At 72.2% G+C, this 22,642-nt stretch carries 23 protein-coding genes and 1 riboswitch; of the genes, 13 read left to right on the top strand and 10 right to left on the bottom strand.

Going from position 1 to position 22,642, the window contains the following annotated elements:
- Positions 1-47: 47 nt before the first annotated feature.
- Together ACF1DX_RS19875 and ACF1DX_RS19870 are read right to left on the bottom strand one after the other, a co-directional pair.
- A complete protein-coding gene (locus tag ACF1DX_RS19875; RefSeq protein ID WP_391792474.1) occupies positions 48-1,454 on the bottom strand; it encodes a trehalose-6-phosphate synthase in 1,407 nt (468 codons plus the stop codon).
- A 59-nt stretch (positions 1,455-1,513) separates the two neighbouring features.
- On the bottom strand, positions 1,514-2,458 hold the full coding sequence (locus ACF1DX_RS19870) for a glucosyl-3-phosphoglycerate synthase (RefSeq protein WP_391792473.1): 945 nt from the start codon (positions 2,456-2,458) through the stop codon (positions 1,514-1,516).
- A gap of 140 nt (positions 2,459-2,598) precedes the next feature.
- A riboswitch (SAM riboswitch) is annotated at positions 2,599-2,746 on the top strand.
- A gap of 17 nt (positions 2,747-2,763) precedes the next feature.
- Here ACF1DX_RS19870 and thrC point away from each other — a divergent pair.
- The 4 genes from thrC (at position 2,764) to groL (ending at position 7,083) form a co-directional block, all read left to right on the top strand.
- Positions 2,764-4,062: a threonine synthase gene (gene thrC / locus ACF1DX_RS19865; RefSeq protein ID WP_391792472.1), complete on the top strand. Its 1,299-nt coding sequence runs from the start codon at positions 2,764-2,766 to the stop codon at positions 4,060-4,062.
- 120 nt (positions 4,063-4,182) lie between these two features.
- On the top strand, positions 4,183-4,458 hold the full coding sequence (locus ACF1DX_RS19860; RefSeq protein ID WP_189729287.1) for a ubiquitin-like small modifier protein 1: 276 nt from the start codon (positions 4,183-4,185) through the stop codon (positions 4,456-4,458).
- Between the two features lie 430 nt (positions 4,459-4,888).
- Positions 4,889-5,092 (top strand): cold-shock protein, encoded by a 204-nt coding sequence (locus tag ACF1DX_RS19855; RefSeq protein WP_004929928.1) that lies wholly within the window; start codon positions 4,889-4,891, stop codon positions 5,090-5,092.
- 368 nt (positions 5,093-5,460) lie between these two features.
- Positions 5,461-7,083, top strand: a complete 1,623-nt coding sequence (groL, locus tag ACF1DX_RS19850) for a chaperonin GroEL (protein WP_391792471.1) — start codon at positions 5,461-5,463, stop codon at positions 7,081-7,083.
- A gap of 82 nt (positions 7,084-7,165) precedes the next feature.
- Here groL and ACF1DX_RS19845 read toward each other — a convergent pair whose 3' ends face one another.
- Positions 7,166-7,519: a hypothetical protein gene (locus ACF1DX_RS19845; RefSeq protein WP_391792470.1), complete on the bottom strand. Its 354-nt coding sequence runs from the start codon at positions 7,517-7,519 to the stop codon at positions 7,166-7,168.
- Positions 7,520-7,677: 158 nt separating this feature from the next.
- Here ACF1DX_RS19845 and ACF1DX_RS19840 point away from each other — a divergent pair, with 158 nt between their 5' ends.
- Positions 7,678-8,808, top strand: a complete 1,131-nt coding sequence (locus tag ACF1DX_RS19840; RefSeq protein WP_391792469.1) for an NADH:flavin oxidoreductase — start codon at positions 7,678-7,680, stop codon at positions 8,806-8,808.
- 287 nt (positions 8,809-9,095) lie between these two features.
- Positions 9,096-10,583, top strand: a complete 1,488-nt coding sequence (locus ACF1DX_RS19835; RefSeq protein WP_391792468.1) for an MFS transporter — start codon at positions 9,096-9,098, stop codon at positions 10,581-10,583.
- A 168-nt stretch (positions 10,584-10,751) separates the two neighbouring features.
- Here the strand turns inward: ACF1DX_RS19835 and ACF1DX_RS19830 are convergent, their stop codons facing one another.
- Entirely contained in the window at positions 10,752-11,321 is a 570-nt protein-coding gene (locus tag ACF1DX_RS19830) for a hypothetical protein (protein WP_391792467.1), read from the bottom strand.
- Positions 11,322-11,423: 102 nt separating this feature from the next.
- Here ACF1DX_RS19830 and ACF1DX_RS19825 point away from each other — a divergent pair, with 102 nt between their 5' ends.
- Entirely contained in the window at positions 11,424-12,053 is a 630-nt protein-coding gene (locus ACF1DX_RS19825) for a hypothetical protein (protein WP_391792466.1), read from the top strand.
- A gap of 17 nt (positions 12,054-12,070) precedes the next feature.
- Here the strand turns inward: ACF1DX_RS19825 and murQ are convergent, their stop codons facing one another.
- Together murQ and ACF1DX_RS19815 are read right to left on the bottom strand one after the other, a co-directional pair.
- The gene (murQ, locus tag ACF1DX_RS19820; RefSeq protein WP_391792465.1) at positions 12,071-13,009 is read right to left on the bottom strand and encodes an N-acetylmuramic acid 6-phosphate etherase; all 939 of its coding nucleotides are present in this window, start codon (positions 13,007-13,009) and stop codon (positions 12,071-12,073) included.
- A 128-nt stretch (positions 13,010-13,137) separates the two neighbouring features.
- Positions 13,138-14,079: a MurR/RpiR family transcriptional regulator gene (locus ACF1DX_RS19815; RefSeq protein ID WP_391792464.1), complete on the bottom strand. Its 942-nt coding sequence runs from the start codon at positions 14,077-14,079 to the stop codon at positions 13,138-13,140.
- A 56-nt stretch (positions 14,080-14,135) separates the two neighbouring features.
- Here ACF1DX_RS19815 and ACF1DX_RS19810 point away from each other — a divergent pair, with 56 nt between their 5' ends.
- Both ACF1DX_RS19810 and ACF1DX_RS19805 read left to right on the top strand, forming a co-directional pair.
- Positions 14,136-14,549, top strand: a complete 414-nt coding sequence (locus ACF1DX_RS19810) for a hypothetical protein (protein WP_391792463.1) — start codon at positions 14,136-14,138, stop codon at positions 14,547-14,549.
- Positions 14,546-14,824, top strand: a complete 279-nt coding sequence (locus ACF1DX_RS19805; protein WP_073934401.1) for a DUF4031 domain-containing protein — start codon at positions 14,546-14,548, stop codon at positions 14,822-14,824. The genes ACF1DX_RS19810 and ACF1DX_RS19805 overlap by 4 nt, the downstream gene beginning before the upstream one ends.
- Here ACF1DX_RS19805 and ACF1DX_RS19800 read toward each other — a convergent pair.
- Together ACF1DX_RS19800 and ACF1DX_RS19795 are read right to left on the bottom strand one after the other, a co-directional pair.
- Complete coding sequence (locus tag ACF1DX_RS19800; protein ID WP_391792589.1) at positions 14,806-15,867, bottom strand: GNAT family N-acetyltransferase; 1,062 nt, start codon at positions 15,865-15,867, stop codon at positions 14,806-14,808. The genes ACF1DX_RS19805 and ACF1DX_RS19800 overlap by 19 nt on opposite strands.
- Before the next feature lie 34 nt (positions 15,868-15,901).
- On the bottom strand, positions 15,902-16,564 hold the full coding sequence (locus tag ACF1DX_RS19795; protein WP_391792462.1) for a hypothetical protein: 663 nt from the start codon (positions 16,562-16,564) through the stop codon (positions 15,902-15,904).
- A 138-nt stretch (positions 16,565-16,702) separates the two neighbouring features.
- Between ACF1DX_RS19795 and ACF1DX_RS19790 the strand changes: the two genes are divergently transcribed.
- Both ACF1DX_RS19790 and ACF1DX_RS19785 read left to right on the top strand, forming a co-directional pair.
- A complete protein-coding gene (locus tag ACF1DX_RS19790; protein WP_391792461.1) occupies positions 16,703-17,383 on the top strand; it encodes a maleylpyruvate isomerase family mycothiol-dependent enzyme in 681 nt (226 codons plus the stop codon).
- A gap of 95 nt (positions 17,384-17,478) precedes the next feature.
- The gene (locus ACF1DX_RS19785; RefSeq protein ID WP_391792460.1) at positions 17,479-18,168 is read left to right on the top strand and encodes a copper homeostasis protein CutC; all 690 of its coding nucleotides are present in this window, start codon (positions 17,479-17,481) and stop codon (positions 18,166-18,168) included.
- 228 nt (positions 18,169-18,396) lie between these two features.
- Here the strand turns inward: ACF1DX_RS19785 and ACF1DX_RS19780 are convergent, their stop codons facing one another.
- Complete coding sequence (locus ACF1DX_RS19780) at positions 18,397-20,478, bottom strand: HelD family protein (RefSeq protein ID WP_391792459.1); 2,082 nt, start codon at positions 20,476-20,478, stop codon at positions 18,397-18,399.
- Positions 20,479-20,749: 271 nt separating this feature from the next.
- Here ACF1DX_RS19780 and ACF1DX_RS19775 point away from each other — a divergent pair, with 271 nt between their 5' ends.
- Entirely contained in the window at positions 20,750-20,935 is a 186-nt protein-coding gene (locus ACF1DX_RS19775; protein ID WP_391792458.1) for a hypothetical protein, read from the top strand.
- A gap of 52 nt (positions 20,936-20,987) precedes the next feature.
- On the opposite strand, the gene ACF1DX_RS19770 is transcribed toward ACF1DX_RS19775, so the two are convergent.
- Positions 20,988-21,743: a helix-turn-helix domain-containing protein gene (locus ACF1DX_RS19770; RefSeq protein WP_391792457.1), complete on the bottom strand. Its 756-nt coding sequence runs from the start codon at positions 21,741-21,743 to the stop codon at positions 20,988-20,990.
- A 221-nt stretch (positions 21,744-21,964) separates the two neighbouring features.
- Between ACF1DX_RS19770 and ACF1DX_RS19765 the strand changes: the two genes are divergently transcribed.
- Positions 21,965-22,633, top strand: coding sequence for a DUF4097 family beta strand repeat-containing protein (locus ACF1DX_RS19765; protein ID WP_391792456.1), 669 nt, complete (start codon positions 21,965-21,967; stop codon positions 22,631-22,633).
- Positions 22,634-22,642 lie beyond the last annotated feature (9 nt).

Genomic DNA, 22,642 nt, shown 5'->3' with positions numbered 1-22,642 from the left:
TCCGCGCCCGCCCCCTCGCACGCCTGTGTGACCGGCCATACCCGCGATCAGCCGGGCGTTCCGTCCCGCAGCGCCTCCAGCTGCTCCAGGAACCAGCGGGCCGGGGGCAGCGCGGTCGCCGCCGCGGCCAGGCGCTTGGTGCGCTCGGCGCGTTCGTCCGGGCCCGTCGTCAGGGCCTCGTGCAGGGCGCGGGCGGTCCCGACGACGTCGTACGGGTTGACCGTGATCGCGTCCTCGCCCAGCTCCTCGTGGGCGCCCGCCTCCCGCGACAGCACCAGCGCGCAGCCCGCGTCGGAGACGACCGGGACCTCCTTGGCGACCAGGTTCATGCCGTCGCGGATCGGGTTGACCAGCGCCACGTCCGCCAGCCGGTACGCGGCGAGCGAGCGCGCGAAGTCGTCCTCGACGTGCAGGACGACCGGCCGCCAGCCCGGGGTGCCGTACCGCTCGTTGATGTCCTCGGCGACCCGCCGCACCTCGGCGGTGTAGTCGCGGTAGACGGCGAGGTCCTGCCGGGAGGGGTAGGCGAACGCGACGTGCACGACGCGCTCGCGCCACTCGGGGTGGTCGTCCAGGAGCTGCCGGTACGCCAGCAGTCCGCGCACGATGTTCTTCGACAGCTCGGTCCGGTCGACCCGGACGATCGTCCGGCGCCCCGCGCCGATCTCCTCCCGCAGCGCGGTGATCCGCTCCTCGACGTCCGCCTCGTGGGCGCGGGCGCGCAGGAAGTCCGCGTCGGCGCCCAGGCCGTGCACGCCGATCCGGGTGTCCCCGAGGCCGCCCGCGAAGCGTTCGCAGCACGCGGTGAACGCGTCCGCCCAGCGGCGGGTGAGGAAGCCGAGCCGGTCGGCGCCGAGCATCCCGCGCAGCACCTGCCGCGCGATGTCGTCGGGCAGCATCGCGAAGTACTCCGGCGGTGCCCACGGCGTGTGCGAGAAGTGCGCGATGCGCAGGTCGGGGCGGAGTGCGCGGAGCATCCCGGGGACGAGGGTCAGGTGGTAGTCCTGGACGAGCACCGCCGCGCCCCGCGCCGCCTCCTCGGCCAGCGCCTCGGCGAACGCCCGGTTGTAGGCCTCGTACGACGCCCACTGCCGGCGGAACTTCGCGTCGAAGACCGGCTCCAGCGGCGTCTGGTACAGCATGTGGTGCACGAACCACAGCACCGAGTTGGCGATCCCGTTGTACGCGTCGGCGTGCACGTCCGCCGGGATGTCCAGCATCCGCACGCCGTCCTCGCCGACCCCGCGCCGCACCGCCTCGCGGTCGCCGTCGGACAGCGCCGAGCACACCCACAGCGCCCCGGCGTCCGGCCCGATCGCCGACAGCCCGGACACCAGCCCGCCGCCGCCCCGCCCGGCCCGCAGTGAACCGTCGTCCTCCACCGTGTACGAGACGGGCCCGCGATTCGACGCGACCAGCACCTGAGCACCCTGAGCAGCCTGCGTGACAGCCATGAATGTCAACCTAGCCCGGCCCCGGAGACCTCAAACGCACAAGATCGGCCGTATACGGGTCAGGCCACCCGCCGTGCCTGGTACTCCGCGATCTCCGTCATCGGCGGCCGTTCCTCCGTGTCGACGGAGTACGTGCGGGGCTCGAAGGCGTCGCCCGCCCGCTCGAACTGGGTGAGGGAGGGCCGGATCAGATGGCCGCGGGCCAGGCGGAGCTGGGCGGTGCGGTAGATCGCGGCGGCCATCCGGCCGAGGGCCTGGCCGTCCTGGTGGCGGTGGACGCGCACGCCGACGTCGACCTGGGCGAGGGCGTCCAGGCCGACCAGGTGCAGGGCGTCGACCAGCATGCCGAGCTCGACGCCGTACCCGACCGGGAACGGGAGCTGTTCCAGGAGGCTCCGGCGGGCCGCGTACTCGCCGCCGAGCGGCTGGACGAAGCCGGCCAGCCGGGGCCAGTGCATGTTCAGCAGCGGGCGGGCCATCAGCTCCGTGACCCGGCCGCCCTGACCGGCCGCCGAGCCGAGGGGACGGTCGTACATGGCCTTGACCAGCTGCACGTCCGGCTCGGTGAGCAGCGGGCCGACGATGCCGGAGACGAAGTCGGAGGAGAACTCCCGCAGGTCCGCGTCGACGAAGCACACGATGTCGCCGCGGGTGACGAGCAGGGAGCGCCACAGCACCTCGCCCTTGCCGGGCACCGCCGGTATCCGGGGCAGGATCGCGTCCCGGTGCACCACGCGCGCGCCCGCCGCCGCCGCCACCTCGGCCGTGCGGTCGGTCGAGCCCGAGTCGACCACCACCACCTCGTCGACCAGCGGGACCTGGAGCACCAGGTCGTGCCGGATCGCCGACACGATGTCGCCGACCGTCGCCTCCTCGTCGAGCGCGGGCAGCACCACGCTCACCGTCTGCCCCGTCGCGCGTTTCGCCGCCAGGATCCGGTGGAGCGGGCGGTCGGCCACCGACCAGGACCGGTCGGTCAGCCAGCGCTCGACTTCTTCCAGCACGGTCCCGGGCTCCTCACTGGCCTGTGATCCATCTCGCGGTTCGGACGACTATCTCAACCATGCAGGCCTTCGGTTACAGTCTTGAACAACGCCGATGACCACCGCATGCCGGGGTCACCGCGCGGACGACAACTGAACACCGCTCATCCAGAGGGGCAGAGGGATACGGCCCGATGAAGCCCCGGCAACCCTCCAGTCGGTTCTTGTCACACGGACGTGGCGAGGCTCCCGGCTAGGGAAGGTGCCAAATCCGTCTCACGGCGAGGTGCGTCGTGAGGAAGATGAGGAGAAAGGGCCTCGCCTCCATGGCTGTGCAGACTGTTGCAAGCACCACCGATTCCGCCGCCGCGAACTCCGTCGACCTGGGCCCCGCCGCCGCGCTCTCCTGCCGCGAATGCGGACACCGGGTCCCCCTCGGGCCCGTCTTCGCCTGCGAGGAGTGTTTCGGCCCGCTGGAGATCGCGTACGACTTCTCGGCCCACGACACCGAGGAGCTCCGCAAGCGGATCGAGGCGGGACCCGCGAACATCTGGCGCTACGCGCCGCTGCTGCCCGTCCCGGCGGACGTGGCGACCAAGCCGAACATCAACCCCGGCTGGACCAAGCTCGTCCAGGCCGACAACCTCGCGCGTGAGCTGGGCGTCGACGCCGGCAAGCTGTTCGTCAAGGACGACTCCGGCAACCCGACGCACTCCTTCAAGGACCGCGTCGTCGCCCAGGCCATCGAGGCCGCCCGCGCCTTCGGCTTCACCACCCTCTCCTGCTCCTCCACCGGCAACCTCGCCGGCGCCGTCGGCGCCGCAGCGGCCCGCGCCGGCTTCCGGTCCTGCGTGTTCATCCCGCACGACCTGGAGCAGGGCAAGGTCGTCATGGCCGCCGTCTACGGCGGTGAACTCGTCGGCATCGAGGGCAACTACGACGACGTGAACCGCTTCTGCTCCGAGCTGATCGGCGACCCGGCCGGCGAGGGCTGGGGCTTCGTCAACGTCAACCTGCGGCCATACTACGCGGAGGGGTCCAAGACCCTCGCGTACGAGATCTGCGAGCAGCTCGGCTGGCGGCTCCCGGACCAGATCGTCGTCCCGATCGCGTCCGGCTCGCAGCTCACGAAGATCGACAAGGGGCTGCAGGAGCTGATCAAGCTGGGGCTGGTCGAGGACAGGCCGTACAAGATCTTCGGCGCGCAGGCCGAGGGGTGCTCGCCGGTGTCCACCGCCTACAAGGCGGGGCACGACGTCGTCCGTCCGCAGAAGCCGGACACGATCGCCAAGTCGCTGGCGATCGGGAACCCGGCGGACGGGCCGTACGTGCTGGACATCGCCCGCCGGACGGGCGGGGCGGTGGAGGACGTGAACGACGGGCAGATCGTCGATGCGATCAAGTTGCTGGCGCGCACCGAGGGGATCTTCGCGGAGACCGCGGGGGGTGTCACGGTCGGCGTGACGAAGAAGCTGCTTGAGAGCGGGGTGCTCGACCCGTCTCTGACCACGGTCGTGCTCAACACCGGGGATGGTCTGAAGACGTTGGACGCGGTGGCCGGCACGGGGATGACTGCGACGATCCGTCCGAGCCTTGAGTCGTTCCGTGAGGCCGGACTCGCCTAGGGGCCCTTCTCACCGTTCTCGTCCGCGGGCCGATGGGGGCTGGTCGCGCCCACGCGGCGGTAGCCGCATATCAATACAGCCCCGCGCCCCTGGGTACGTCACCTGACCGGAGGTTTCAAAGTGAGCGTTACTGTTCGAATCCCTACCATCCTGCGTACTTACACCGGTGGGCAGGCCGAGGTCGCCGCCGAGGGGGCCACCCTCGGCGAGGTCATCTCGGACCTGGAGAAGAACCACACCGGGATCGCCGCCCGGGTGCTGGACGACCAGGGCAAGCTGCGGCGGTTCGTGAACGTCTACGTCAACGACGACGACGTGCGGTTCGAGCAGGGGCTCGAGACGGCCACCCCGGACGGGGCCGGCGTGTCGATCATTCCGGCGGTGGCCGGCGGCTGATCATTACCTTCGGTAATGACGATGACCGAACGTTGAGGATGCGGCCCCCTCCGTGAGAGAAGCGGAGGGGGCAATTCCATGGGATTGAGCGCGGTAGAGTTGGGGAAAGCGCTCCTGATCTCTTGATCGGAAACACTGAATTCCTGCCGCGGGCCCGACTGGATGTAGCCAAAGTGCGGGCACTCTCCGCGGCATTTGCGGCCTTTGCGTGGCCCGACTTGCCCTGGATTAAGGCGAATTCTCGCCACATTCCGGACCGGCGTCGTCCAGATTTCTCGTCCGATTGACCTGTTGCAGACGGCAGTTGGACAGATACATTCAGCCGCGGTCGACGCGTTCCGGCGCACGCCCCCAACCGTTGGGGGGTGAGGTCTGACCCGGATCCGCGAAGTGCGGATCTGTGCAAGGGCCAGTAATAGGGGAGTTAGGCATGGCTCAGGGCACCGTCAAGTGGTTCAACGCGGAGAAGGGGTACGGCTTCATCGCGGTCGACGGTGGTGCGGATGTTTTCGTCCACTACAGCGCGATTCAGATGGACGGCTACCGCACCCTCGAAGAAGGCCAGCGGGTCGAGTTCGAGATCTCGCAGGGTCAGAAGGGCCCACAGGCCGACATGGTTCGTCTCAGCGCCTGAACGCGCTACCAGCCGCAAGCATCTTCTGCCGGCGAAGGGCCCGCACCCCTCAGGGGTGCGGGCCCTTCGCCGTGCCCGCGGGCGGCCGAGCGGTGCCCGTGGGTGGTTGAACCGTGTCCGCGGGCGGCCGAGGGGCGTCCGCGGGTGGCCGGGCGCCCCCGTGTACTCCCCATGGGCGCTTGCACTCGCATGGGTCGAGTGCTAATCATTGGCGTTAGCACTCTGAAGGTGAGAGTGACAACGAAGGACCGGGTCGGTGAGGCCCGCGGGCCGTGTGGGGCAAGGAACCACGGGGTCGGCGAGCCGTCCGTCGCGGGCGCGGGCGCGGTCCGAAGGAATCACCCCCAGTCCTGGAGGGACCACTTCACATGGCCAAGATCATCGCGTTCGACGAGGAGGCGCGGCGCGGCCTCGAGCGCGGCATGAACCAGCTCGCGGACGCCGTCAAGGTGACGCTCGGCCCCAAGGGCCGCAACGTCGTCCTCGAGAAGAAGTGGGGCGCCCCCACGATCACCAACGATGGTGTGTCCATCGCCAAGGAGATCGAGCTCGAGGACCCGTACGAGAAGATCGGCGCCGAGCTGGTCAAGGAAGTCGCCAAGAAGACGGACGACGTCGCCGGTGACGGTACGACCACCGCGACCGTCCTCGCCCAGGCCCTGGTGCGCGAGGGTCTGCGCAACGTGGCCGCCGGCGCCAACCCGATGGCCCTGAAGCGCGGTATCGAGAAGGCCGTCGAGGCCGTCTCCGGTGCCCTGCTGGAGCAGGCGAAGGACGTCGAGACCAAGGAGCAGATCGCCTCCACGGCCTCCATCTCCGCCGCCGACACCCAGATCGGCGAGCTGATCGCCGAGGCCATGGACAAGGTCGGCAAGGAAGGCGTCATCACCGTCGAGGAGTCCCAGACCTTCGGTCTGGAGCTGGAGCTCACCGAGGGTATGCGCTTCGACAAGGGCTACATCTCGGCGTACTTCGCCACCGACATGGAGCGTATGGAGGCCGTCCTCGACGACCCGTACATCCTGATCGCGAACTCCAAGATCTCCAACGTCAAGGACCTGCTCCCGCTCCTGGAGAAGGTCATGCAGTCGGGCAAGCCGCTGCTGATCATCGCCGAGGACGTCGAGGGCGAGGCCCTGTCGACCCTGGTCGTCAACAAGATCCGCGGCACCTTCAAGTCCGTCGCCGTCAAGGCCCCGGGCTTCGGCGACCGCCGCAAGGCCATGCTCGGCGACATCGCCATCCTCACGGGCGGCGAGGTCATCTCCGAGGAGGTCGGCCTCAAGCTGGAGAACGCCACCCTCGACCTGCTGGGCAAGGCCCGCAAGGTGGTCATCACCAAGGACGAGACCACCATCGTCGACGGTTCGGGCTCGGCCGACCAGGTCCAGGGCCGCGTGAACCAGATCCGCGCCGAGATCGAGAACAGCGACTCGGACTACGACCGCGAGAAGCTGCAGGAGCGCCTGGCGAAGCTCGCCGGCGGTGTCGCGGTCATCAAGGCCGGTGCCGCCACCGAGGTGGAGCTCAAGGAGCGCAAGCACCGCATCGAGGACGCCGTGCGCAACGCCAAGGCGGCCGTCGAGGAGGGCATCGTCGCCGGTGGTGGCGTGGCCCTGCTCCAGGCCTCCACGGTCTTCGAGAAGCTGGACCTCGAGGGTGACGAGGCGACCGGCGCCAACGCCGTGAAGCTCGCCCTGGAGGCCCCGCTCAAGCAGATCGCCGTCAACGGTGGTCTCGAGGGTGGCGTCATCGTCGAGAAGGTGCGCAACCTGCCCGTCGGCCACGGCCTGAACGCCGCGACCGGCGAGTACGTCGACATGATCGCCGAGGGCATCATCGACCCGGCGAAGGTGACCCGTTCCGCGCTGCAGAACGCCGCCTCCATCGCCGCGCTGTTCCTCACCACCGAGGCCGTCATCGCCGACAAGCCGGAGAAGGCCGCGGCCCCGGCCGGCGGCGGCATGCCGGGCGGTGACATGGACTTCTGATCCCTTCGAGGATCGGATCCGTCCGTCGTACGCCCGAGGGCGGCACCCCCTGTTCCGACAGGGGGTGCCGCCCTCGGGCGTTTCAGGCGCACCACGGCACGCGGCAGACGTGCGGTGCCGTGCCCTGCGGGCACAGACCCCGCAGCACCGCCTTGCGGACCGCCCGCCAGGTCCGCAGCGAGCACACCAGGCGGACGCGCAGCTCGACCGGTTCCCGTGCGCCGCCGCTTCGGCCCGGGTGCTCCCAGGCCCACTGTTCCGCCAGGTGGTCGTAGAGGTCGGCGGTCGTCATCCCGCTGCCGGGGAGCGTGCGGACGACGTCCCGGCCGACGATCCGGGCGCTCCGGGGCGCCATGGCCCGGTCGACGACCGAGCCGGCCCACGCCAGCCCTTCGTCGTCCGCGTAGAGGCCGAAACGCAGAAGGCGTGTTCTCACCGGGCGACCGTACCCCGGTGCGCGGGAAGGCGTCCCGTGACCGGAGTCACGCCCGGGGCCCGAAGGGGAATGCCCCTCCTCGCTTCCCGGTTGGCACTGTACGTGCATTTAATGCACGTACACATACCGACCGGTATTCGAAGCGAAGGAGCCCCCACGTGACCGTCACCGCCCCGGACACCGCCGCCCGAGCGGCCGCGATTCTCTCCCGGCCCGTCACGATCAACGGCCTGACCGTCCCCAACCGCATCGCCATGGCGCCGATGACCCGGATGTTCTCGCCGGGCGGTGTGCCCGGTGAGGACGTGGTGTCGTACTACTCCCGTCGTGCCGCGGCCGGTGTCGGTCTGATCGTCACCGAGGGCACGTACGTCGGCCACGAGTCGGCCGGGCAGAGCGACCGGGTGCCGCGGTTCCACGGGGAGGAGCAGCTCGCGGGCTGGGCGAAGGTCGCCGAGGCGGTGCACGCGGCGGGCGGCACGATCGTGCCGCAGCTCTGGCACATCGGCATGGTCCGCGAGCAGGGCCAGGCGCCGTACCCGGAGGCTCCGGCGGTCGGTCCGTCCGGGGTGCGCACGGACGGCACCGAGGGCAAGGGCGAGGCGATGACGCAGGCCGACATCGACGATGTCGTCGGCGCCTTCGCGCGGGCCGCCGCCGACGCCGAGCGCATCGGCTTCGACGGCGTGGAGCTGCACGGCGCCCACGGCTACCTCATCGACCAGTTCCTGTGGTCCGGCACCAACCGCCGCACCGACGCCTACGGCGGCGACCCGGTGGCCCGCGCGCGGTTCGCGGCGGAGATCGTGGCGGCGGTGCGCGACGCCGTGTCGCCCGAGTTCCCGGTCGTCTTCCGCTACTCGCAGTGGAAGCAGGACGCCTACGACGCCCGGCTCGCCGAGACGCCCCAGGAGCTGGAGGCGATCCTCGCCCCGCTCGCCGAGGCCGGTGTCGACGCCTTCCACGCGTCCACGCGCCGCTACTGGCTCCCGGAGTTCGAGGACTCCGACCTCAACCTGGCCGGCTGGACGAAGAAGCTGACCGGCAGGCCCGCCATCACCGTCGGTTCCGTCGGCCTGAACGGCGAGTTCCTCAAGGCCTTCCAGGGGCAGGGCGCCGAGCTCGGCAGCATCGACAACCTGCTCGACCGGATGGAGCGGGACGAGTTCGACCTCGTCGCCGTGGGCCGCGCGCTGCTCCAGGACCCGGAGTGGGCGGCCAAGGTGCTGGCCGGCCGCTTCGACGAGCTGACGCCGTACGAGGCGGCGTCCCTGCAGACGCTGAGCTGACGTCGTACGGGCCGGTGTCCCCGCGGACGCTGAGCTGATGTCGTACGGGCCGGTGTCCCCGCGGACGCTGAGCTGACGCCGTACGGGCCGGCGGCCATGAAGGTGCCGGGCTGACGGTGCACGGGTCGGCGGCCTCCGTGAAGGCGCCGGGCCGAGCCGGCCGATGGCGCTCCCGGACGCGGGGGCGCCATCCGCATGTCACCCGTTTTTAATTTGCTTAAGTCAATCAATCGCTTTAAGGTTGCCTGAGTCAAGTACTGGCCTGAGTCCCGACGGAGACCTCCTTCATGTCCGACGCACTCGACCGCTCCCCCACGTCCGGCACCGCCGCGCCGCCCAAGACCGGCGCCGTGGTACCCGTACTGGCCCTCAGCGGCATCGTGGTCTCGCTGATGCAGACCCTGGTGATCCCGATCGTGGGGCAACTGCCGCAGTACCTGAACGCCTCCGCCGCGGACACCGCCTGGGCCATCACCGCCACCCTGCTCGCCGCGGCCGTCGCCACCCCGGTCATGGGCCGCCTCGGAGACATGTACGGCAAGCGCCGCATGCTGCTGGTCAGCATGGCCATGCTGGTCGTCGGCTCCGTCGTCGCCGGACTCAGCGACTCCCTGGTCCCGATGATCGTCGGCCGCGCCCTGCAGGGCCTGTCGTCCGGTGTGATCCCGCTCGGCATCAGCATCCTGCGCGACGAACTGCCCGCGGAGAGGCTCGGCTCGGCCACCGCGATGATCAGCGCCTCGCTCGGCGTCGGCGGCGCCCTCGGCCTGCCCGCCGCCGCACTGATCGCCGACAACTTCGACTGGCACGCGCTGTTCTGGACCTCCGCCGCCCTCGGTGTCGTCGCCCTGCTCCTGGTAGTGGTCCTCGTACCGGAGTCGAAGGTGCGCACCGGCGGACGGTTCGACCTGGCCGGCGCGGCCGGCATGGCGACCGGACTCGTCTGCCTGCTGCTGGCGATCTCCAAGGGCGCCGACTGGGGCTGGGGGAGCGGCACCACCCTCGGCCTGTTCGCGGCGGCCGTCGTCGTCCTGCTGGCGTGGGGCTTCTTCGAACTGCGCGTCGACCAGCCGCTGGTGGACCTGCGCACCGCCGCCCGCCCCCAGGTGCTGATCACCAACCTCGCCTCGGTGGCGATCGGCTTCGGCATGTTCTCCATGTCCCTGGTCATCCCGCAGCTTCTCCAGCTGCCCGAGCGGACCGGCTACGGCCTCGGCCAGTCCCTGCTCGCCGCCGGACTGGTCATGGCCCCGTCCGGCCTGGTGATGATGGCGTTGGCGCCCGTCTCCGCGCTGGTCTCCCGCGCCAAGGGCCCGAAGGTGACGCTGATGATCGGCGCCCTGATCGTGGCAGCCGGCTACGGTCTGAACGTCCTGCTCATGAGCGAGGTCTGGCACTTCGTGCTGGCGTCCTGCGTCATCGGCGCCGGCATCGGCTTCACCTACGGCGCGATGCCCGCCCTCATCATGGGCGCGGTGCCCGCCTCCGAGACCGGCGCCGCCAACAGCCTCAACACCCTGATGCGCTCCATCGGCACCTCCGTCGCCAGCGCCGTCGCCGGTGTCGTCCTGGCGCAGATGACCACGCGGTTCGGCTCGTACGCGCTGCCCGGCGAGGACGGCTTCCGCACCGTCCTGGCGCTCGGCGCCGGGGCCGCGCTCATCGGCTTCGCCATCGCCGCCTTCATCCCGCGCCGGCCGGCCGCGGCGGCGGACGCGCACGCCGTCGCCGAGGCCCCGGCCGAGGAGTCCACGGGGGTGGCGTCCACGGCGTAGGCGCGGTTCACCGCGGCCGACGGCCGCCGCCCCGGAATCCTCCCGGGCGGCGGCCGTTCGTCGTCACGGCGGCCGGACGCGGCCGACGAGGCGTTCCGGACGAGCCCCGGGAACGTCCCCGGGGGACCGGGCCGTGGAGGCGGAGGAGAGGGCCGGCTCCGGACCGGCTCAGAGATTGCCCATCGGCTCGATGTCGACCCGCACCGGCGTCCCCCACACGCGCAGCACCTCGTAGTCGGTGAACTCGTGCACGATCCGGTACGCCATGGCGGCCCGGGGCCCGCGCCGCTGGGCCGCGATGTACAGCTCCGCCTCGCGCCGGTCCCGGCGCGGGGTGCCGCACAGCTGCCACGCCTGCCCGTTCCACAGCTCCGGCAGCCAGCGCTGCTGCGGCTGCGGCCGGTCCGCGCGCACCCCGTACCGGGACGGCGCGGGCTCGGCGGGCCGGGCCTGCGGGGCCGGGCCGTTGAACTCGGCGCGGCGGGCGGTGCGGCGCCGGGTCTCGCAGAGCAGGCACAGGTCGGGGGCGCTCTTGTCGACCGGTCCGGTCGGGTGCTCGGCGCAGCGCGTGCTGGGCGCGGCCGTGGTGACGCTCTCCTCCAGCAGGTCCAGGGCCCGCTTCAGGTCGTCCTTCACTTCGTGCAGCCGGGCGTCAGGGGTGTCGGCGGACAGCGCCTCGCCGTGCTCCCCGAGCACGCGCAGGGCGCGGCCCAGGGCGGTGAGCTGCGCGTGGTTCATGGTGGTTCTCCATAGGGGGTCGGTCCAGTATCCCAGCGTGCGCCGAATGGCGAGGATCTACGATGCCTGGTCGAACGGGCGGTCGTCGAAGGGTGCGGGGGCATGAACGGAATCGAGCCGGTGGCGGTGGAGGTCTCCGGTGGCGGGCCCGGGGGCCGGTCCGGTGGCGGGGTGGTCCTGAACTCGGTGCTGTGGGCGCTCGCGCTGACGGTCGCGCTGCTGCTCGGCGCCGCCGTCAACCCGTGGTCCGTCTGGCTCGGCGTCGTGATCACGCTGGCGGCCGTCGCCGTCGCCGGGTGTCTGGTCGGCGGCGTCTGGCACCGGGCCGGCGCCGCCGTCCTCGTCTGCTGCGCCGGGTTCGCCCTGCCGCTGTTCGCCGGGTCCGCGGTGTACGACGGCTACATGCGGACCGTGGGCGAGCCGGTGGACGCCGTGGTGACCGGGGTCGTCGACCGGGACCAGCGGCGCGGCCCGGACATGTTCTGCACGGTCCGCGAACTGGGCGGGGAACGCAGGACGTACGAGGTCTCCCAGCGGGAGAACTGCTTCGGGCGGGCGGAACCGGGGGACCGGGTCGTGATCCGCGAGGACCCGCTCGGTCTGCTCGACCCCCGGCTGCCGGACGGTCCCGGTCAGGGGGACACCGCGGAGATCACCCTCGCGAGCACGGCCGGTCTGACGCTCCTCGTCGCCGGCGGTCTGCTGTACGGGGGCCTGCGCCGCAGGGGGTAGCCGCTCGTCCCCGGGTCTCAGCCGGACCGGGCCCGGGCCAGCGCCGCCCGCAGGTGGCCGTCGGACTCCGCGAGCAGGCGGGCGGCCGTCGGGCCGTCCACGTCCGCCAGGACGACCAGGATCGCGTCCTTGACCTCGCCGTCCGTGGCGGCCAGGGCGCGCTCGACGACGTCGTCCGCCGCGCCCGTCGCCTGCGCGACGATGCGGCGGGAACGGGCGCGCAGCTTCTCGTTGGAGGCCCGCACGTCGACCATCAGGTTCCCGTACGTCTTGCCCAGCCGGATCATCGTGATCGTCGACAGCATGTTCAGCACCAGCTTCTGTGCCGTACCGGCCTTCAGGCGCGTGGAGCCGGTGAGGAACTCCGGGCCGACGACGACCTCGATGCCGTGCTCGGCCGCCGCCGCCAGCGCGCTGCCCCGGTTGCAGGCCAGCCCCACGGTGAGGGCGCCGCGCGCACGGGCGTACGCGACGGCGCCGACCGCGTAGGGGGTGCGGCCGGAGGCGGAGACCCCGACCACCGTGTCGTCGGCGGTCAGCTCCAGCGCGGCCAGGTCGGCCTCGGCCAGTTCGCGCGAGTCCTCGGCGCCCTCCACCGAGGTGACCATGGCGTCGGGCCCGCCCGCGATCAGGCCGACGACCCGCGCCGGGTCGGTGTTGAAGGTCGGCGGGCACTCGGAGGCGTCCAGCACCCCCAGCCGGCCGGCGGTACCCGCGCCCGCGTAGACCAGCCGCCCGCCCCGGGCCATCCGCTCGGCGACGGCGTCGATGGCGGCGGCGATCACCGGCACCTGCTCGGCCACGGCACCGGCCACCGTGGCGTCCTCGCCGTTCATCAGCCGCGCGATGTCGAGCGTGGGCAGCCGGTCGACGTCCGCCAGCTCGGGCCGGAACGCCTCGGTGGTCAGCGTCTCCAGCTGGGCACGGAGATCGTGGTGGTGGGAGGTGGAATTCATGGCGGATCTTTCCGGTCCGGGAGTGGGCGGCCTGCCTCAGGGGCGCGGGGTCGTGTCCGATGCGCGGCCACCGTCGCGTGGGCGCGGCCGGCCACGGACCACCCGCGGTCGAAAACGGCGCCGCACCCCTACGGCCCCTTGCGGAGCACCCGGTGCCGGTGCGCCAACGCCTCGTACGACGCGGACAGCGCCGGCGCCGCCGACTCGTACGTCCGCTGGGCGACCCCCACGAACAGACAGTCCACGACCAGCAACTGCCCCGTCCGGGACGACATCGCGGCCGGCCGCAGCTCGCTCTCCCGTGCCGTGGACGTGGTCAGGACATGATCGGCGTACTGCGTGACGGGACCGTCCGGGCGTCCGGTGACCGCCACCGTCGTCGCCCCGTGCTCGAAGGCGACCCGGAGCGGTTCGATGACGTCCCCGGTCGATCCGGAGTGGGTGATGGCGATCGCCACGTCCCCCGACCGCAGCTGCACCGCGTTGGTGACGGCGAGGTGCGGATCGCTGTGGGCGTGCGCCATCAGGCCTATGCGCAGCAGCTTCTGGGTGAGGTCCTGGGCGACGAGCCCCGACGCGCCGACGCCGTACACATCGGTGCGGCGGGCCCCGGCCAGGGCGGCCACGGCCGCCGCGAGCTGGACGGTGTCCAGTCCGGCCGCGGTGTCGGCGAGGGTCTGCTGCTCGTCGTAGGCGAGTTTCGCCACGACGTCGGCTATGGGATCGTCCACCGCGATGTCGGTGGTGATGGCGGGCGCGCGCCCGGACTGCTGCTGGGCGGCGAGCCCGGCCAGGGCGAGGCGCAGATCACGGTAGCCGGGGTAGCCGAGCAGGCGGGCGGTGCGGACGACGGTGGCCTCGCTGGTGCCGGTGAGTTCGGCGAGTCCGGTGACCGTGAGGGCCGCGCAGCCGGCCGGGTCGTCGGCGACGGCCTCGGCGACCCGCTGCATGGAACGGGTCATCGACGGAGCCAGCGTGCGCACCTTGGCCGCCAGGGCGGCGGGCGCGGGAGGGGAGGGCTTGCCGCCGCCCGAACCGGTCCCGAAAATTTCCTTCACTTCACGGGTCACGGTATGAAAGATATTTTCGTTCCGGTCGTGCGGTCAAGAGTGCGCACAATGGAGGCATGGCCCCCGACGATCCGCCCGGTGAACCCGGCGCCCCCGGACTCCGCCCGGTCAGCCCCCTGGAACAAGCCTTGCACGCGGCGCGCGCCCTCGTGCTCGCCGATCTGGTCGCGCGCGAGGTCGCCGAGGCGGACGTGGTCTCCCTCGTCGAGGAGTCCGTCACGCACCGGCGCTGGTGGGTGGAACAGTGGCCGGACGGTGCCGGGTTCCTCGCCGGCCTGGTCGCCCAGGACGTACAGGACGCCCTGCTGGAGCGGCACGGGCGCTGGCCGCTGTGCCCGGTCTGCGGCACCGGCGACCCGCACGCGCTGGACGTGGAACCGGAACTCGGCCCCGATCCGCACTGGGTGTGCCACAAGGCGGGCGTGAAGGTCGCGGCGGTGGGCCGGCTGGGCGGAGCGGTCCCCTCGTGACCGTGTACATCGACCCGCCCACCTGGCCGGGCCACGGCCGGATGTGGTCCCACCTCGTCAGCGACCTCTCCTACGACGAACTGCACACCTTCGCCGACCGCTTGGGCGTCCCCCGCCGCGCCTTCGAACGCGACCACTACGACGTCCCCGCCCACCGGTACGCCGACGCGGTGCGCGCGGGGGCGGTCGAGGTCAGCAGCCGTGAGGTGGTGCGGCTGCTGCACGGGGCGGGGCTGCGGCGCCGCAAGGGCGCGGCTCAGCCGCGGAGTTCGTAGGAGATCTGCCCCTCCTGCCGGGACACCTCGGTGAAACCGGCCCGGGTGACGACCTTCTGCGAGGGCACGTTCTCCTGGTCGACGACGGCGGCCACCGTCCGTACGCCGTCCTGCTCCAGCGCCCAGCGCGACAGCGTGCGCAGCGCCTCGGTGGCGTAACCGTGACCGCGGGCGCCCACGACCAGGTCGTAGCCGATCTCCACGCGGCCGTCCCCGTCCGGGACGCCGTGGAAGCCCATCGCGCCCACCGCGCGGTCGTCGTCCCGCCGGACCAGCACGTACATGCCCCACTCCGGGTGGAACAGGCCCTCCTCGTACTGCTGGACCATGATCCCGGCGCCTTCGCGGGTGCCGTCGGCGGCGGCCCCGCCGACCCACTCGTGACCGCCGTCACCCGTCAGGGACAGGTCGGCGGCGGCCGCCGGGGTGACGCCCTCCAGGGTCAGCCGCTCCGACCGGAGCACCGGGTTGTTGTCCCACTTCCACTCGGTGACGGGCTCCCGCCCCGGCAGTTCACCGCGCCCGGTGGCCCACAGCAGCGTCCGCCACGGCGTGGGCCCCGGCTCGACCCGCGGGAAGATCCGGGTGAGGACGAAGGAGGCCAGCCCGGCCGGCGGCTCGTAGCCGATGCCCGTCCCCTCGGCGATGTCGTGCGTGTGCAGCAGCACCTCGGCGACGCCCATCGCGGCGAAACCCTCACGGTTCGCGTGCCGGAAGGGGTGCGGGTGGAAGGCGCGGACCGCGCGCGGGGTGGTGCGGACGGCGGCGGCGAGCAGGGCACCGGCCGTGGTGATCACCTGGAGGACACCCGCGTTGCCGACGGCGTCCGGGCCGTCCTCGCCGCCGTCGAGGGTGATGTCGAAGGGCACGTACGCGTCCCGCGCCCGTCCGGCGAGCTGTCCCGCGTACGCGATGAGATCGCTCGCGATGTGCACCGCCGTCTCCCGGCAGTCCCACTCCAGCCGCCCGGCCCGTACCCCCGTCCAGTCCCGGTCGGTGACCGTCCCCAGCGCCGCCACGCAGTCCGCGACGGCTTCCTCCACCTGGTCCGCTCCCACAGCATGCATGCGGGGCAGGCTAGGCGGGCGGCGCGGGCGCGGTCGACAGCATTTCCAGCTCGCCGCGCATGTTGTGGCGGGCGGTGGCCTCCCAGTGCTCCCGCCCGTACGGCGTACGGAACAGGCGCGGCAGGGCGAGGAGTTGCCGCAGCACCTCGGACCGCCCCGCCCGGAACGCGTCGTTCGGCACGAAGTGGTACTCCTCGCGGACGGCGGCGGTGTAGGCGGCGTACGACGACGGCGACGCGGCGAGGATCGCCAGGTCGGCGTCGCACAGCACCTGCCCGTCCCGGTCGTCGTCGGCCGGATCGTGCGTGACGGTGAGCCGCACCAGCCGGGCCACCTCGGCGGTCTTCTCCGCGGACACCCCGGCCTCGGGGAGCGCCCGCTCGGCGAGCCGGGCGGAGCGCTCCTCGTTGGTGGACCGGTCCGGCAGGTAGACCGCGTCGTGGAACCAGGCGGCGAGCCGTACGACGTCCGGATGGTCGGCGTACTCCTCCAGCACGTCGATGTGGTCCAGGACGGCTGTCAGGTGGGTGAGTGTGTGGTAGTGCCGCTGGGGCTCCGACCAGCGGCGCAGCAGGGCGTCGGCGTACCGGGACGGCTCGGGGTGGCACGCGCCGTCCCGTGCCGGGAGGAGAGCGCGCAGCCAGCGGGCACGGAGGGCGTCGGTGTCGGCCATGGGCCCATTGTCCGCCCCGGCTCCCGGCGCCTGCCGCACACGGAGATGATGATCACACGGATCCGTTCCGCCGGCCGGGCCGGCCGCCAGGCCGACGCCCGGTGGGCCGCGCGCCCCCGCCGCACTAGCGTGGGCGGCATGACGACTCCTGCGGATGTGCGGAACGTACGAGACCCCGAACTGCCCGGCCGGCTGCTGGCCGTCGAGCGGGACGCGCTGATCCCGTTGCTGCGGGGGAGGTCCGACGGGGACTTCGCGCTGCCGGTGGCGGCGTGTCCGGGGTGGACGGTGCGGGATGTGCTGGCGCACTGTTCGGCCGCGTTCACCCGCGTCCTGGAGCGGCGGTTCGAGGAGGGGGTGTTCTCGCCCGGGAGCAATGAGCGGGACATCGCCGAGCGGGCCGGGTGGACGAACGCCCGGGTCGTGGACGAGCTGGAGCGCGGGATGACCGGGGCGGGACCCGTGATCGCCGAGGCGGGCGGGGCGCTGGACGGGCTCGCGCTGGGCGAGTGGGTGCACGCCGGGGACGTACGGGTCGCGCTCGGGGAGCCGGGCGCGTACGCGGGCGCGGGACTGCCGTACGCGCTCGCCCTGCTGGGCCAGGTGACCGGCCGGAAGGGCCACCTGCCGCTGCACGCCGACCTCGACGACGCCGACGAGCCGCTGCGGCTGGGCGACGCCACGGGGGAACGTCCCCCGGCCCGCTACATCGGGGACGGTCCGACCCTCGTACGGCTGTACGCGGGGCGTCCGGTGGACGGTGCCGCGTACGAGCTGGCCGGGGCGGAGGCGGCGGAGCTGAACATTTTCGGGGACTGAGCGGAGGGGCGGGGCGGCCTCGGGCGGACGGCCGGGCGTAGTCTTGGATTGGACTAGACCTGTAGTCGCCGTCTGATGCCGAGGAATGGGGTCCCATGAGCAAGCGTGCAGTCCTGGAGGTGATCGCCCTCGACGTCGAGGACGCGGTGGCCGCCCAGGCCGGAGGTGCGGACCGCCTCGAGCTGGTGACCGACATGGCGGCGGACGGACTGACGCCCTCGGCGGCGACCGTCGCGGGGATCCGGGCGGCCGTGGACATCCCGGCGCGGGTGATGCTGCGGCTGGCGGACGGGTTCGCCGCGGGGGACGTCGAGCGGCTGGTGGCTGCCGCGTGCGCGATGCGCGAGGCCGGGGCGGAGGAGTTCGTGCTCGGGTTCCTCGACGCGGGCGGGGCCGTGGACCTGGGGGCGGTGGAGCGGGTCGTCCGTGAGCTGGAGGGGTGCCGGTGGACGTTCCACCGGGCCATCGACCGGGCCGCCGACCGGGGCGCCCTGCGCAAGCGGCTCGCGGACTTCCCGGGGCTGGACACGTACCTGACGGCCGGGGCGGCCGAGGGGGTCGACGTGGGGATGCCGACGCTGCTCGCGGAGGCGGGGCGGCGGGGGGAGCCGGGGTACGGGCAGCGGTTGCTGGTGGGGGGCGGGCTGCGGCTGGAGCACGTGCCGCTGTTGCTGAAGGCCGGGATCGATGCTTTCCACATCGGCGGGGCGGCCCGTCCCGAAGGGTGGGCCGGGCCCGTGTCGGCGGAGGCCGTCGCCGAGTGGCGGCGGGTGCTGGGGGGTTGAGCGGGGCTCCTTTTTGACGGGGGTGGTGGCTGGGCGGTGCTGTTGCCCGGCGGGGCTTGCAGCTGGACGGTGCTGTTGCCGGGCGGGGGTGGGTCGCGACGCCCGGCGCTTGCGGGGTGCCTCCCCCAGAGGGGGTACCCCCAGCCCACCCGTGCCGCCCCAGCGGCACGACTGCCCGTGGCTGCGGCGGCAGGCGGCTGCCCGGGTGGTAGGCGGTTGGCCGCGGGGTTACGTCAGTTGGTCCGGCAGCGGGGCCGTGTGGGTCACGATCAGGCCCGAGACCGCTCGGGTGAGGGCCACGTACAGGCGGCGCAGGCCGGTGCGTTCGTCCGGTTCGGCGTCCACCACCGCCCGGGGTTCGTCCAGGACCACGTAGTCGTACTCCAGGCCCTTCGCCAGGGAGGCGGGGACCAGGGTCAGGCGGGTGGCGTGGGTCGTCTCCTCGCCGGGGGCGACGTACGTGGTCCCCGCCGCCGTCAGTGCCTCGGCCAGCTCCGGGACGCGGGTGTCCGCCGCGATCAGGCCCACCGAGCCCTCGTTGCGCAGGAGTTCGTGGCAGGCGGAGACCACGTCGTCCGTCCCCCCGGACCGGCGGACCTCGAAGAAGCCCGGGTTCTCACGGATCGACACCACCGGGGTCAGACCCGGCGCGATGTGCGGGAGGAGCCGGGAGGCGTAGGTGATGACGTCCGTGGGGACGCGGAAACCGGCCGTCAGCTCCTCGATCACCGCGTCCTGTTTGCCCAGGTGGAGCAGGGCCTCGTGCCAACTGCGCGTCGCCCACGGCGTGGTGCCCTGGGCCAGGTCGCCGAGGACGGTCGCCGAACCGGTCGTGCAGCGGCGGCCCACCGCCCGGTACTGCATGGGGGACAGGTCCTGCGCCTCGTCGAGCACCACGTGTCCGAGGGAGTGCGTGCGCTGGACGAGGTCGGTCGCCTCGTCGATCAGCACCGCGTCCGCCGCCGACCACTTCGCCGACTTCACCGAGCGGGCGGGCTTCGCCCACAGGATCGTCTTCCGCTCCTGCTCGTCGAGCAGGCCCTCCGCGTGCTCCGCCAGGAACTCCGGGTCGCTCAGCAGCCGCAGCACCAGTTTCGCCGGGTCGACGGCCGGCCAGACCGCCTTCACCGCCGCCTTCACCGCCGCGTTGCGGGCCACCGCGTCCTGCACCCTGTCGTCCGGTGCCTCGCCCGCCCGCTCCATCTGCACCAGCACGGCGTGCGCGATGCGCTGCGGAAGGGCGTCGCGGGCGGCGCCGTAGCGGATGCCGCGGTCGAGCAACTGCCGGACGATCTCCTCCAGTTCGTACGCCGGAACCCGCCAGCGGCGTGAACCGCGGACGACGACGACCGGCTCGGTGGGCATCGTGACGTGGGAGTAGAGGGCCCTGCGCAGGACCTCCGCCATCCGGGCGTCGCCCTTGACCACCGCCGCGCTCGCGTCGTCCGTCCCGCGCACCTCCACGTGCACCACCAGGTCGTCCACCGTGGCCTGCGCCACCGTCAGCTCGCCCAGCGCGGGCAGCACCTGCTCGATGTAGTGCAGGAAGGACCGGTTCGGCCCGACGACCAGCGTGCCGGTGCGGGCCAACCGCTCGCGGTGGGCGTAGAGGAGGTAGGCGACCCGGTGCAGGCCGACGGCCGTCTTCCCGGTGCCCGGACCTCCCTGCACGCACACGCTGCCGGACAGCCCCGACCGTACGATCTCGTCCTGCTCCGGCTGGATCGTCGCGACGATGTCCCGCATCGGGCCCACGCGCGGACGCTCGATCTCCTGCTGGAGCAGCTTGCTGGTGGTCGCCGCCTCCGCCGGGTCGGAGAGGTGCTCGTCCTCGTACGCGGTGAGGTCGCCGCCGGTGTAGCCGAAGCGGCGGCGCAGCGCGATGTCCTGCGGGTCCTTCTTGGACGCCCGGTAGAACGGCTGCGACACCGGCGCACGCCAGTCGATCACCATCGGGTCGCCGTCCGCGTCGTGCACGTGCCGGCGCCCGATGTAGAAGCTCTCCCCCTCCGCGCCCTCCGCCTGCTCGGCGCCGGGGGAGTGCAGGTAGTCGAGCCGGCCGAAGAACAGCGGGGTGTCGCTGAGGTCGGCCAGCGCCTTGATGCGCTCCTCGATCTGGTGCGCCAGCGCGGCCGCGTTGACCCAGTTCGCGGTGACGTCGCTGATGTCGAGGGCCTCGACGTCCTCGCGCATGGCGCGCAGCGCGGAACGGGACGCGGCGAGGTGGGAGCGTTCGCGGGCGAGCGGGTCGTCCGCGGGGGTGGTCGCGGGACCGTCTACGGGCTCGTCTGCCGGTGTGGACGCGGACAAGGGGGTGCCTCCGGGGGACCTGCTGCTGGTTGCTGCGGCGAAATGCCGGCCGGTTTCCGTCCGGGCGGCGGCGCTCCGTGAGGGGAGGCGGGGAAGAGCGGAGATTCTAGGACGCCGGGCCGGTGCGCTCCAAACCATTTACCGTCCGCCCCTGGCGGTGGGGGCTCCCGCCTGAGAAGTACGGGGTCGCCCCGGAGACGTACACGGATGGCCCGCGGACCGGTCCCTCCGGCCGATGCCCGTAACCCGGCCGGGGAGCAACCATGGAGACATGAGCGCAGCGACCCTCCACCCCACCCCACCGCCGGTGCGGCCGGCCGGCGCGACCTCGCTCCGGGGCGGTCACCCGCACCGCCTCGGCGACGCCCTGCGCGCCGTGAAGGTGTTCCTCGGCGCCGCCTTCGACGTGATGATCCTCGGTGAGTACGGCGAGGAGGCGGGCGTCCGCCGCGGGTAGGCGGCGCCCTCCTCCGCCCCGTACGGCGGCCGTCGCGCCCGCGGCCGGCCGGTCACCCGTGATCCTGACCCGGTCCGGTTGTGTCGTCCGAGGTCGTCCCGGGTTTCGTGTACAGGACCTCGCGGGCCTGTTCGGCGGCGCGGATCATGGTCTCGGAGACGAAGTCGAGGAAGCGGGCGGCGTTCTCCAGACGCACGGCGGCCGGTGTGCCGGGCCCCATGACGGCGACGCCCTGCCGTGAGGTCTCGGCGACCTGGGCGGTCGAACGGGCGCTGGCCATCATCGACTGGTACCAGATGTCCTCGTCGAAGCCGTAGCGCTCACGGCGGCCCTCCTCGCGGAATCGGCGGACGAGGTCCTGGCTCTCCAGGAACGTGATCGCCTTGGAGATGGACGCCGGGCTGACTTCGAGGCGCTGGGCGAGTTCGGCGGCGGTGAGGCTCCCGCTGTCGGTGAGGGCGAGGCAGGCCATGACCCGGGCCATCATCTTGGGCGTGCCCGACGCTATGAAGACGGTGGTGAGCGTCTCCTCGTACGCACGCACGGCCTCCGCGTCGCGGCCGTAGTCCTCCGTGGGCGCCTTCGACCCCCGCGACGTGGCCTGTCCGCGCCGGTGGGTCCGGCGTTCGGTGGCGCGGTGGGCCAGGTCCGCGCGGTAACCGGCGGGGCCGCCGTTGCGCATCACCTCGCGCGTGATCGTCGAGGTGGGGCGGTCCAGGCGCCGGGCGATCTCCGCGTAGGCGAGCCCGTCGGCCAGTCCCGTCGCGATCTGCTGGCGTTCCTGCTGGGTGAGCCTGCCTCCTGGCAATGCGGTCTCCTTCGTGGTCCGTGATGTCGCCAGCATAGCTTTCGCTTCAATTCATTGCAACGAACATACCTTCTCTCGTTGCGTTATCTCTCATCTCGTTGCAACGATTTCACTGCTCTGACCTGCATAAATCGATATCGAATGCAACGAACTAGTTGCCGTAACTATGAACGCAACGTAGCGTTTCCGGTGTCAGAAACGACAATCCGAAGGAGCGCACCATGCAGTTCGACACCCCCGCCCCCATCTCGGTCGCCCTCGACGTCCCCGCCGGCCGCATCCGGTTCATCGCCGCCGACCGGACCGACACCGTGGTCGAGGTCCTGCCCGCGGACGCCAGGAAGAGCCGCGACACGAAGGCGGCGGAGCAGACCAGGGTCGAATACGGCGACGGCGTCCTGCGGATCGACGGCCCGTCGGCGAAGAACCAGCTCCTCGGCCCGTCCGGATCCGTCGAGATCACCGTCCAGTTGCCCACCGGCTCCCACGTCGAGGCGAAGGCCGCCGGCGCGGAGCTGCGGGGCGTCGGCCGGCTCGGCGACGTCGTCTTCGAGGGCGCGCAGGGCCCGGTCAAGCTCGACGAGACCGCGAGCGCCCGCCTCACCGTCCTCGCCGGCGACATCTCGGTCGGCCGCCTGGGCGGTCCTGCCGAGATCAGCACCCAGAAGGGCGACGTCCTTGTCACCGAGGCCGTGCGCGGCACGGTCACGCTGCGCACCGAGCACGGTGACATCGCCGTCGGCGCCGCCCGCGAGGTCTCCGCCTCCCTGGACGCCGGCACCGGCTACGGCCGGATCCACAACACGCTCAACAACGCCGACGGTGCCGCCGCCGGCCTGACCGTCCACGCGACCACCGCCTACGGCGACATCACCGCCCGCAGCCTGTGACCCCCACAG

It is taken from the genome of Streptomyces sp. NPDC014676 (assembly GCF_043084105.1).
Classification (GTDB): domain Bacteria; phylum Actinomycetota; class Actinomycetes; order Streptomycetales; family Streptomycetaceae; genus Streptomyces.
This window is presented reverse-complemented; position numbering and strand designations above follow the sequence as displayed.